Annotated in this window: 12 protein-coding genes; 9 read left to right on the top strand and 3 right to left on the bottom strand. The window is 60.2% G+C overall.

All coding sequences use genetic code 11. The annotated features are described in order from the left end of the window. Window positions 1-76: 76 nt before the first annotated feature. From cobU to HX811_RS13145, 7 genes are all read left to right on the top strand, one after another. Complete coding sequence (gene cobU / locus HX811_RS13175) at window positions 77-595, top strand: bifunctional adenosylcobinamide kinase/adenosylcobinamide-phosphate guanylyltransferase (RefSeq protein WP_177046164.1); 519 nt, start codon at window positions 77-79, stop codon at window positions 593-595. Beyond that, the gene (gene cobT, locus HX811_RS13170) at window positions 595-1,650 is read left to right on the top strand and encodes a nicotinate-nucleotide--dimethylbenzimidazole phosphoribosyltransferase (RefSeq protein WP_177046162.1); all 1,056 of its coding nucleotides are present in this window, start codon (window positions 595-597) and stop codon (window positions 1,648-1,650) included. The genes cobU and cobT overlap by 1 nt, the downstream gene beginning before the upstream one ends. Beyond that, complete coding sequence (gene cobC / locus HX811_RS13165) at window positions 1,647-2,222, top strand: alpha-ribazole phosphatase family protein (protein WP_177046160.1); 576 nt, start codon at window positions 1,647-1,649, stop codon at window positions 2,220-2,222. The genes cobT and cobC overlap by 4 nt, the downstream gene beginning before the upstream one ends. 2 nt (window positions 2,223-2,224) lie before the next feature. Then, the gene (locus tag HX811_RS13160) at window positions 2,225-2,953 is read left to right on the top strand and encodes an adenosylcobinamide-GDP ribazoletransferase (RefSeq protein ID WP_177046158.1); all 729 of its coding nucleotides are present in this window, start codon (window positions 2,225-2,227) and stop codon (window positions 2,951-2,953) included. Between the two features lie 42 nt (window positions 2,954-2,995). Next, window positions 2,996-3,400 (top strand): MarR family winged helix-turn-helix transcriptional regulator, encoded by a 405-nt coding sequence (locus HX811_RS13155; RefSeq protein WP_003214925.1) that lies wholly within the window; start codon window positions 2,996-2,998, stop codon window positions 3,398-3,400. Window positions 3,401-3,462: 62 nt separating this feature from the next. Continuing rightward, window positions 3,463-4,662, top strand: coding sequence for an MFS transporter (locus tag HX811_RS13150; protein ID WP_161635735.1), 1,200 nt, complete (start codon window positions 3,463-3,465; stop codon window positions 4,660-4,662). Window positions 4,663-4,812: 150 nt separating this feature from the next. After that, window positions 4,813-5,364 carry a glutathione peroxidase gene (locus HX811_RS13145; protein ID WP_177046156.1) on the top strand — a complete coding sequence of 184 codons (552 nt, stop codon included), beginning with the start codon at window positions 4,813-4,815 and terminating at the stop codon, window positions 5,362-5,364. A gap of 65 nt (window positions 5,365-5,429) precedes the next feature. Here HX811_RS13145 and HX811_RS13140 read toward each other — a convergent pair whose 3' ends face one another. From HX811_RS13140 to HX811_RS13130, 3 genes are all read right to left on the bottom strand, one after another. Further along, a complete protein-coding gene (locus HX811_RS13140; RefSeq protein ID WP_177008960.1) occupies window positions 5,430-6,719 on the bottom strand; it encodes an OmpP1/FadL family transporter in 1,290 nt (429 codons plus the stop codon). A gap of 146 nt (window positions 6,720-6,865) precedes the next feature. Continuing rightward, window positions 6,866-7,348 carry a hypothetical protein gene (locus tag HX811_RS13135; RefSeq protein ID WP_087695206.1) on the bottom strand — a complete coding sequence of 161 codons (483 nt, stop codon included), beginning with the start codon at window positions 7,346-7,348 and terminating at the stop codon, window positions 6,866-6,868. Between the two features lie 265 nt (window positions 7,349-7,613). After that, window positions 7,614-7,838: a hypothetical protein gene (locus tag HX811_RS13130; RefSeq protein ID WP_003214941.1), complete on the bottom strand. Its 225-nt coding sequence runs from the start codon at window positions 7,836-7,838 to the stop codon at window positions 7,614-7,616. 846 nt (window positions 7,839-8,684) lie between these two features. On the opposite strand from HX811_RS13130, the gene HX811_RS13125 reads away from it, so the two are divergent. Both HX811_RS13125 and rmuC read left to right on the top strand, forming a co-directional pair. Next, window positions 8,685-9,008 (top strand): sel1 repeat family protein, encoded by a 324-nt coding sequence (locus tag HX811_RS13125; RefSeq protein ID WP_023659092.1) that lies wholly within the window; start codon window positions 8,685-8,687, stop codon window positions 9,006-9,008. A gap of 175 nt (window positions 9,009-9,183) precedes the next feature. Beyond that, on the top strand, window positions 9,184-10,548 hold the full coding sequence (gene rmuC, locus HX811_RS13120; RefSeq protein WP_173883039.1) for a DNA recombination protein RmuC: 1,365 nt from the start codon (window positions 9,184-9,186) through the stop codon (window positions 10,546-10,548). Window positions 10,549-10,588: the final 40 nt, after the last annotated feature.

Raw genomic sequence — 10,588 nt, 5'->3', positions numbered from 1 at the left:
GCTGTAAGAGCGGAACCAATAGATGCCGTTACCGAAATAATGGATATACACACCGTCAAAAACAGAGGCACACCCCATGCTCCAGTTGATCCTCGGCGGCGCCCGTTCCGGCAAAAGCCGCCTGGCTGAAAAACTCGCCACCGACAGCGGCCTAAGCGTCACCTACATAGCGACCAGCCAACCCCTGGACGGCGAAATGACCGCACGCGTCGCCCACCACCGCGAACGCCGCCCATCCGAATGGGGCCTGATCGAAGAGCCCATCGAACTGGCCCGTGTCCTCAAGGAAAACGCCACCCCGAACCATTGCCTGCTGATCGACTGCCTGACCTTATGGCTCACCAACCTGCTGATGCTCGAAGACCCCGACCGTCTCAAAGAAGAGCGTGAGGCCTTGCTCCAAACCCTGGCCACCCTCCCGGGAGAAATCATTTTTGTCAGCAACGAGACCGGAATGGGTGTCGTGCCGCTGGGCGAATTGACTCGCCGCTATGTCGATGAAGCCGGTTGGCTGCATCAAGCCTTGGCCGAACGTTGTCAGCGCGTTGTCCTGACCGTCGCCGGCCTGCCCCTGACTTTGAAAGGTACTGCGTAATGACCGACACCTGGTGGCTCAACCCCTGCAAGGCGATCAACCCCCAAGCCCACGAACAAGCCCTGGCCCGTCAGCAGCAATTGACCAAACCCGCCGGCTCCCTCGGCCAGCTGGAAGCCGTGGCCGTCCAACTGGCCGGCCTCCAGGGCCAGGTCAAACCCAGCGTCGACCACCTGTGGATCGCGATCTTCGCCGGCGACCACGGCGTCGTCGCCGAAGGTGTCTCCGCCTTCCCCCAGGAAGTCACCGGCCAGATGCTTCACAACTTCGTCACCGGTGGCGCCGCCATCAGCGTGCTTGCGCGCCAACTCGACGCCAAGCTGGAAGTGGTCGACCTCGGCACCATCACCCCGACGTTGAACCTGCCGGGCGTCCGCCACCTGAATATCGGTCTCGGCACCGCCAACTTCGTCAACGGCCCGGCAATGACCGAAGCCCAGGGCCAACTGGCCCTGCAAGCCGGCCGCGACAGCGTGCACCGCGCTATCGCCAGCGGTGCGCAACTGTTTATCGGTGGCGAAATGGGCATCGGCAACACCACCGCCGCCAGTGCCCTGGCCTGCGCGCTGCTGGATTGCCAGGTCAGCGACCTGACCGGCCCCGGCACCGGGCTGAACGCCCAGGGCGTGAGCCACAAGGTCGCCGTCATCGAGCGCGCCCTTGCACTGCACACGGGCGACCGCGACGACGCACTGAAAACCCTGTTCAACCTCGGCGGCTTTGAGATTGCCGCACTGGTCGGTGCCTATCTGGCCTGTGCCCAAGAAGGTGTCGTGGTGCTGGTGGACGGTTTTATCTGCACCGTCGCCGCCTTGGTCGCCACGCGCCTGAACCCCGGCTGCCGTGAATGGCTGCTGTTCGGCCACCGCGGTGCCGAGCCCGGCCATCGTCACGTGCTGCAAAGCCTCAACGCCGAGCCGTTGCTGGAACTCGGGCTGCGCCTGGGCGAAGGCAGTGGCGCCGCGCTCGCCGTGCCGTTGCTGCGCCTGGCCTGCGCGCTGCACGGGCAGATGGCGACCTTCGCCGAAGCAGCCGTAGCGGATCGCCCGGCATGACTTTGCGCCTGGACCTGCTGCGCCACGGCGAAACCGAACTGGGCGGCGGCTTGCGCGGCAGCCTGGACGATGCGCTCACGGCCAAGGGCTGGGAGCAGATGCGTGGGGCGGTGGTGGAGCAGGGCCCATGGGAGCGTCTGGTCAGTTCGCCGCTGCAACGTTGTGCGCGGTTTGCCGAGGAGTTGGGCACGCGCCTGAACCTGCCGGTCACCCTCGAAAAGGATCTGCAGGAACTGCACTTCGGCGCCTGGGAAGGGCAGAGCGCCGCAGCCTTGATGGAAGCCGACGCCGACGCGCTGGGTCTGTTCTGGGCTGATCCCTACAGTTTCACGCCGCCGCAGGGCGAGCCGGTTTCGCAGTTCTCCGCGCGTGTTTTGGGGGCTGTCGGCCGCTTGCATCAAGCCTATGCCGGCCAGCGAGTGCTGCTGATCAGCCATGGTGGAGTCATGCGTTTGCTGCTGGCCCAGGCGCGAGGCCTGCCGCGTGAGCAACTGTTGAATGTCGAAGTCGGCCATGGTGGCCTGTTCAGCCTGCAGGTCGAGGCGGATGGCGTATTAAGGGAAGGACGCTGAGTATGTTGCCGTTCTGGATCGCCTTGCAGTTTCTCAGCAGCCTGCCGATTCGCTTGCCGGGCATGCCGCAACCCCAGGAACTGGGGCGTTCGTTGCTGTTTTATCCGGTGGTGGGGCTGCTGTTCGGGCTACTGCTGTGGGGCTTGAACGCCGTGTTGATGGGCGCGCCATTGCTGCTGCACGCCGCGCTGCTGTTGACCGCGTGGGTGTTGCTCAGTGGCGGCCTGCATCTGGACGGCCTGGCCGACAGCGCCGACGCCTGGCTCGGTGGCTTCGGTGACCGCGAGCGCACCCTGACCATCATGAAAGACCCGCGCAGCGGCCCGATCGCGGTGGTCACCCTGGGCCTGGTGTTGCTGCTCAAATTCACCGCGCTGGTGGCATTGATCGAGCAGCACAACGGCGCCGCGCTGATCCTTGCACCGTTGATTGGCCGCGCTTCAATGCTGGCGCTGTTTCTCACCACGCGCTATATGCGCGCCGGTGGGTTGGGGCAGGCCCTGGCGGATCATTTGCCACGGATCGTCGGCCAACAGGTGCTGATCCTCAGTGGTCTGGCGTGTATCTTGATCGGCGGTTTCAGTGGCGGGATTGCCGTGCTGGTGGCTGCCCTTTGTTTTATCGGCTTGCGCCAATTGATGGTCAATCGCCTCGGCGGCACCACCGGCGACACCGCCGGCGCGCTGTTGGAGCTGCTGGAAGTGGCGGTGTTGATCAGTCTGGTGCTGTAACACTTTCTTGCATTTCATTAATCCCGGGTATATACACGCTCCATGCTTGCCTCCCAATGTTTATGCACAAACCTGCGTCGCGCCGCTCGTGGCGTCAGCAGGCATTACGACGGCGCTCTCGACGGCTTCGGGATCAACGTTGCCCAGTATTCTTTACTGTGTAATCTGCAGCGCCTCGATCAACCGAGCATTTCCAGCCTGGCCGACGCCATGGGCCTGGATCGCAGCACGCTGGGGCGCAACCTGCGGGTGCTGGAAGGCGAGGGCCTGGTGCAGTTGGTGGAGGGCGATGACTTGCGCAACCGCCTGGTCTTGCTGACCGAGGCGGGTATCGAACGGCTCGCCGCCGCATTGCCGGCCTGGGAAGCGGCGCAGCAGAAATTGATTGATAAGTTAGGCGCCGAAAAGCGCGAAACCCTGTTGGCCTTGCTGGATGAACTCGCTTGACGCGAGTTCGTTCGATGATAAGCGGGTATATACCCGCGAACGGAGAATAAGAAATGACCTCGATGTGGCGCACCAGCGGCTGGATTCTTGTGGGGAGTGCGCTGATCCTCGCGTTGTCCCTCGGCGTGCGACATGGCTTCGGCCTGTTCCTGGCGCCCATGAGTGCCGAATTCGGCTGGGGCCGTGAAACCTTTGCCTTTGCCATCGCCCTGCAAAACCTGATCTGGGGCCTGGCACAGCCGTTTACCGGCGCCCTGGCCGACCGCTTCGGCGCCGCCAAGGTGGTGATGATCGGTGGTGTGCTTTACGCGCTGGGCCTGGTGTTCATGGGCTTGTCGGATTCGGCGTGGTCGTTGTCCCTGAGTGCCGGGTTGCTGATCGGCATTGGCCTGTCGGGCACCTCGTTCTCGGTGATCCTCGGCGTCGTGGGGCGTGCCGTGGCGCCGGAAAAACGCAGCATGGCCATGGGTATCGCCAGCGCCGCCGGCTCGTTCGGCCAGTTCGCCATGTTGCCGGGCACCCTCGGTTTGATCGGCTGGCTTGGCTGGTCCGCCGCGTTGCTGGTGCTGGGCCTGATGGTGGCGCTGATCGTGCCGTTGGTGACCATGCTCAAGGATCGACCGTTGCCTGCGGTGGCTGGCCAGCAGACCTTGCGCGAAGCCTTGGGTGAGGCCTGCTCCCATTCAGGGTTCTGGCTGCTGGCGTTCGGCTTTTTTGTCTGCGGTTTCCAGGTGGTGTTTATCGGCGTGCACTTGCCGTCGTACCTGGTGGACCAGCACTTGCCGGCCTCGGTGGGAACGACCGTGCTGGCATTGATCGGCCTGTTTAATATCTTTGGCACCTATACCGCCGGATGGCTCGGCGGGCGCATGTCCAAACCCCGTTTGTTGACCGGTTTGTACTTGCTGCGGGCGGTGGTGATCGTGATCTTCCTGTGGGCGCCGGTGACGCAGACCAGCGCCTACCTGTTCGGCATGGCGATGGGCTTCCTGTGGCTGTCCACGGTGCCACTGACCAACGGCACGGTCGCGACCTTGTTTGGTGTCAGAAACCTTTCCATGCTCGGTGGGATAGTGTTCCTGTTCCATCAACTGGGCTCGTTCCTCGGCGGCTGGTTGGGCGGGGTGGTCTATGATCGAACCGGCAGCTACGATTTGATCTGGCAGGTGGCAATCGTCCTGAGCCTGGTGGCAGCGGCGCTGAACTGGCCGGTGCGCGAGCGCCCGGTGGCACGTTTGCAGGCGCAAATGGGGGTGGCATGAATTCGACCTGGCATTGGCTCGGCGCAGCAGGAGCAGGACTCTTGCTGCTGCTGGCGTGGTGGGGCTGGCAACAGGGCGGCCTGGCATTGATGCAGTTGGGCATGGCGATCTGTTAAGTTCTGTGTCTGAGACTTTTCAAGGACACCTCACATGCAGATGCGCTGGTTCGCAGTACCCGCTCTGATGGTGGCTTTTGGCGGTGTAGCCATGGCTGCCGATTGCCCGCCGTTGCTTGAAGGCCAGTTGCCCAAGCTGCACGCCAAGGAATCCATCGACCTGTGCCAGCGCTTTGCCGGCAAGCCGCTGCTGATCGTCAACACCGCCAGCTTCTGCGGGTTTGCGCCGCAGTTCAAAGGGCTTGAAGCGTTGTACCAGCGCTACAAGGGCCAGGGGCTGGAAGTGATTGGCGTGCCGTCCGATGACTTCAAGCAGGAAGCCAAGACCGGGGAGGAAACTGCCAAGGTTTGTTACGTTAATTACGGCGTGACCTTCACCATGACCGAACCACAGAAGGTCAAGGGCCCGGACGCGGTGCATCTGTTCAAGATGCTGGCGCAGCAGAGCAGTGCGCCGAAGTGGAATTTCTACAAGTACGTGGTGGACCGCCAGGGCAAGGTGATCGCCAACTTCTCCAGCCTGACCAAGCCGGATAGCCCGGACCTGGTCAAGGCAGTGGAAGAGGCGCTGGCTTCGAAACCCTGATGGGCACCCACTAAAAAGCCCCGCCTCTTTTGCAAGAGTGCGGGGCTTTTTTATGTCGCTTTACATCAGAACTTGTACGTCACACCCAGGCCGAAACCGTTGGCGCTGTTTTCGTACTTGGCATTGTAGGACTGGCCCAGTGCGTTAGCGCGTGCAACTTTGACAGGTTCTTCCTTGAGGTAGGAGTAAGCCAGGTCGACGGTCATGTTCGGCATGACGTCGTAGCCCAGGCCGAGACTGAAGATCGTCCGGTCACCGGTAGGGATGCGAGGCGAGCGATCAGTGTTGTTGGTCGGCGACTGGTCGAACGTCAGGCCGGTACGCAGTACCACCTGCTTGGTCACGCGGTACGAAGTACCCAGGGCGTAGGCCCAGGTGTCGTGCCAGTTCTGGTCTTCCTTGATGGTGCCGACAATTTGCGGAGCCAGAGCGCCACTGCCTGCAGCGGCCGATACGCCTTCGTTATTGACGGTGATGTCTTTCAGGCGGCTCCAGCGAGTCCATGTTGCGCCCGCATAGAGTTTCCAGGCGTCGCTCAGGTCTTGAGTAACAGACAGATCCCAGGATTCAGGGGTGTCGATCTTCAACGAAGCGTCGTAACGACCGTTGTTCAAGAGACTGGCGGGAACGTTGGCCCCCTTGGTCACTTCGGTATGGCCTTCGAGCTTGTACTTCACTTTCGAGTGATAGGTCAGGCCCACTCGAGTGGTGTCAGTGGCTTGTACCAGCAGGCCGGCATTGAAGCCGAGTGCGGTGTCATCACCCTTGATCTTGACGTTGTTGGAGCCGGTCCCGGCGATTGGCAGGTTGATATCGGACTCAAGCGTACCGGCGATACGGTTGATAGTCGGACCAAAACCAATCGACACCCGGTCGTTGAAGGCATAGCTGACGGTTGGCTGGAAGGTAATGACCTTCACTTCGCTCTTACTGCCGAATGCTTTGCCCTGGAAGCCGCTTTCGTAGTCAGTCACCAGGCCAAAGGGTGCATAGACGCCGAAACCGACAGCCCATTGCTCATTGAGTTTATTGGTGTAGAAACCGAAAGGAACGGCAGTGAAAGGGACCATGTCGCCTTTATTGCTACCGCTGGAGCGACCACTGACATCTTTGATGTTGGTGGAAGCATCAATCGCTGCAACACCACCTGTAACTTGCTGGCCTTCAAGGCGAGCCATACCGGCAGGGTTGCCATAAACAGTGCTTGCGTTTTCGGCAGATGAAGAACGTCCCGCAAAACCGGTACCCATCCCGGCAACGTCTTGTTCGTTGAGGGCGAAGCCGCTCGCGAACACGTGGGAGGATGCCATTGCAACGGCGAGGCTAAGTGTCGTCTTGAGCATTACTTTTTTCATTATTAGAACTCCGTGGTGATCACCGCTGCGGAAAGTAACAATAAATTTATGTTTGCGCTATAGGCTCAAACACAGGAGATAGAGCGGTTTTGTAGGACAATCCGACCAAAATCAACGTTTTTAGCCGAATCTTGCAAATCGCCCGGTCAACAGGCGACGTGATTCATGGGTGAAACACAGGTTTGCCAGGCCTGGGTGAAATCCCGGAGCCGGCCTTGAGGGTGAAATATTTCTTTCCAGATACGTGCCATCGCCAATACGTCGTCGGCCGGTGGCAGGTTTGGGCGGTGTTGTTCCACCAGCAGCCAGGCGATGGCGGTGGCGTAACGCAGGTTGACCGTCAGCTCAAGCTGCGGCCCGCTGAGGAAGGCATGCTGGCTGGCGAGTCCGCGTACCAGGCTGGCGCGCTCGGGGTCCAGCGCCAGGTAGTTATCCCACAGCGCGCGATGACGCGGCTCGGTGATGCTGTAGAGGCCATGGCCGCGGCGGTCGTGCAGGGCTGAACCGAGTGCCGACTGGCTGGCGGCGATGCCCAGCAGCAGGGATTCAGCCGTCTGGTTATGGCGACCCAGGTAAAGCAGGGTGGGCCGGATCACATAACGACACAATTCGCTGGCGGCGATGCCCATAAATGCCTCAATCCATGAAATTAATCGGCGATACCTGAGCGAGGGCTTGGCAGCGGTGAATCGGATCTCAGGTCCGCCGGAAGCGGATCATGCCGCTTGAGTTGAAGTGTAGTGTCATATTTACGATGTAAAGGACTGTTTTTAAAATATTTTCATCATTTAGTTATATCGTTTATATCAATTTAAACTTAGCGCGCCTGAATTTCAGGCAATAAAAAACCCCGGGTTTTAACCGGGGTTTTTGTGTTTCAGCGATTCGGGTCGATCAGGCAACCAGTGCCTGGCGAGTACGATCGATCACGGCCTGCAGCGGTTCTGCGCTGGAGTATTGATCGGGGTACAGGCGTTCGCTGTGACGAGCGATGCCGTGTTCGTTGACCAGGGTAAAGCTGAAGCAGCCTTTGCGAGCGGCCATGATCAGGCAGTTCATTGGTGCAAAAGCGTTGGTGAGGGTGCGAATGGCATCCTGAGTGTGGATTTGAGTGGACATATTATTGGTGTTCCTACAAATGACACGGTTAAGAACCGTGCAACGTTAAAACGTTCCAGTGACGTTGATCACCATTGATCGAACGAAGAACCCGACTGGAACAAAGCAGCCAGTTTGAAGCGCTATTAAGTTGGCGCGCTTGGGCTGGCAGGTAGGTACTTAGGAGGGCAGGCAACACAACAGGGGCAAAGGTTCTGGGCCCGGGGTGAAGATCCTGATCAATTTGCAGGTTGGTTCGGACAGAGTATGGAAACTTCGCGACACCCTTTGCATTGTTCAAAGGCCGTGTCGTCGCAAGTGATACCTGGAAACCATCGAGGTGGTCGATCCCTTTTTGTCGGCGGTGCCGTGAGGGAGTTGTTCGACCAGAATTGACTTTCAGCTTGGTACTAACGCCGCGGATAGTAACGGATTGAAACGATGAAAGGAAGTGTGATAGGCAAAAAACTTTTCGGGTCCTGGGCCTGCGGTAACATTCCTAAGCCGTTGCCTGAGCAAAAAACGCGGTTGATATAACCGGCGAGTGGGTAGTTGTGCACATTGGTGGCGCCCTGTGTAACTGAACTGACATACGCCCCGCAAAGCGCCCGGGTGCCTGCAACTAAAATTTAAGTCAATGAAAAATCGAGCTTTTTTTTATTGGTGAAAAAATCGTCAGTTTGACTGCGGCCCCCGTTCCATGGGCCTTTGCGGGACTTACAGAACGGTTGTCCACTGAGTTATCCACAGCTTCTGTGGATTGTCCCAAGCGCTTGCTCTAGAACGGGCGTGCAGGCTTTTTTCAGCTTTACCTGTACGAAAAAAAGAGTAGAGTGGCGCGCCTTCCGTTCTGTCCCACAGTGCTTTATGAAGTTTCGCTCAGTATCACCTTCTGTTACCGACAGCCCTCAGGTTGTTACCGCACCCAAGCGTTTTTCCCTGAAAGTTGCCTTGTGGTTGCTCGACAGCCCGCGCCTGGGCCACAGCCCCAACGTCAAACATTTTGCAGGGCATTTGCTCAAGCAACCGGCTCGTGCTGGCGTGGTGGTGGCGCAAAGCCGTCTGGGCCAGTTGATGTGCCGCGAATGCGGCAATGCCCGCGACCGCCGTATCGGCCACGAACTGCTGCGCCAGGCAGCCCGCGCCGGCGACCGCATCGCCCAGCGTGAACTGGGCCAGATCGAAGACTGAGCTGTCCTCAATGCGCTGGCTTGGTTAACCTTCTTCTTTTCGGGTGACGGCAGGAATCGCTATGGCTTTTGACTGGACCAGTGTTGTGCTGGGTCTCGCCGCTGCTGGATTGCCGCTGTTGGGCCTGTGCTGGCAGATTCAGCGCCGACTGAGCGCGCGAATGGCCGGCTGGGAATTGCTCGAAGAGCGCCTGGCCACCGCGCAACTGGCCCAGGAAGGGCTCGCCGCGCAGTTGGACGCCAGCCGTGACGAAATCAGCGACCTGAGCCAGGCCAACGCTGCCAAACAGGCTGATCTGGCCGCCGTGCGCCGGGAAGTCGAACTGCTGCAGATCGACCGTGACAACGCCCGCGACGCCGCCCACGCCTGGAACCTCGACCGTTCCGCCAAAGAAGCCGAACTGCGCCGCCTGGATGCCTTGTCCGCGTCCCTGCGCGCCGAACTTCGCGAGCAACAGGAAAGCCATCAGCAACGCCTCAGTGACCTGCAAGGTTCCCGTGATGAGCTGCGCGCGCAGTTCGCTGAACTCGCCGGGAAGATCTTCGACGAGCGCGAGCAACGCTTCGCCGAAACCAGCCAGCAGCGCCTCGGCCAATTGCTCGACCCGCTCAAGGAGCGCATCCAGTCGTTCGAAAAGCGCGTCGAAGAAAGCTACCAGAGCGAAGCCCGCGAGCGGTTCTCCCTGGCCAAGGAGCTGGAGCGCCTGCAACAGCTGAACCTGCGCCTGTCCGATGAAGCCACCAACCTGACACGCGCCCTCAAGGGCCAGAAAACCCAGGGCAACTGGGGCGAGCTGATCCTGGAGCGGGTGCTGGAACATGCCGGTCTGGAAAAGGGCCGCGAGTACCAGACCCAGGTCAACCTCAAGGGCCCGGACGGCGAACGCTTCCAGCCCGACGTGTTGATCATGCTGCCGGGGGACAAGCAGGTAGTGGTGGACTCCAAGGTCAGCCTGACCGCCTATCAACAGTACGTCGCCGAGGACGACCAGGCGATCGGCCAGGCAGCCCTCAAGCAGCACGTACTGTCCTTGCGCAACCACGTCAAAGGCCTGGCCGGCAAGGACTACAAACGTCTGGAAGGCCTGCACAGCCTGGATTTCGTGCTGCTGTTCGTGCCCATTGAAGCCGCATTTTCGGCGGCGCTTCAAGCCGAGCCGAACCTGTTCCAGGAAGCCTTCGACCGCAACATCGTGATCGTCAGCCCGACCACGCTGTTGGCCACCTTGCGGGTGATCGACAGCCTGTGGAAACAGGAACGGCAAAGCCAGAACGCCCGGGAAATTGCCGAGCGCGCCGGTTGGCTGTACGACAAGTTCGTGCTGTTTATCCAGGACCTGGACGAGGTGGGCAACCGCCTGCAGCAGTTGGACAAAGCATACAGTGCAGCGCGCAACAAGCTGACCGACGGACGCGGAAACCTGGTGAGCCGTACCGAGCAACTGAAGCTGCTCGGCGCCCGCGCCAGCAAAAGCCTGCCGGCCGACTTGCTGGAACGGGCGATGACCGATGAAGACGGCGTGGCGCAGTTGCCAGAATAGTCACCGGGCTCTGTGGGAGCTGGCTTGCCTGCAATGCAGA

The sequence above is a fragment of the Pseudomonas sp. F8002 genome, assembly GCF_013385495.1.
In the GTDB taxonomy this organism is placed as follows: domain Bacteria; phylum Pseudomonadota; class Gammaproteobacteria; order Pseudomonadales; family Pseudomonadaceae; genus Aquipseudomonas.
This window is presented reverse-complemented; position numbering and strand designations above follow the sequence as displayed.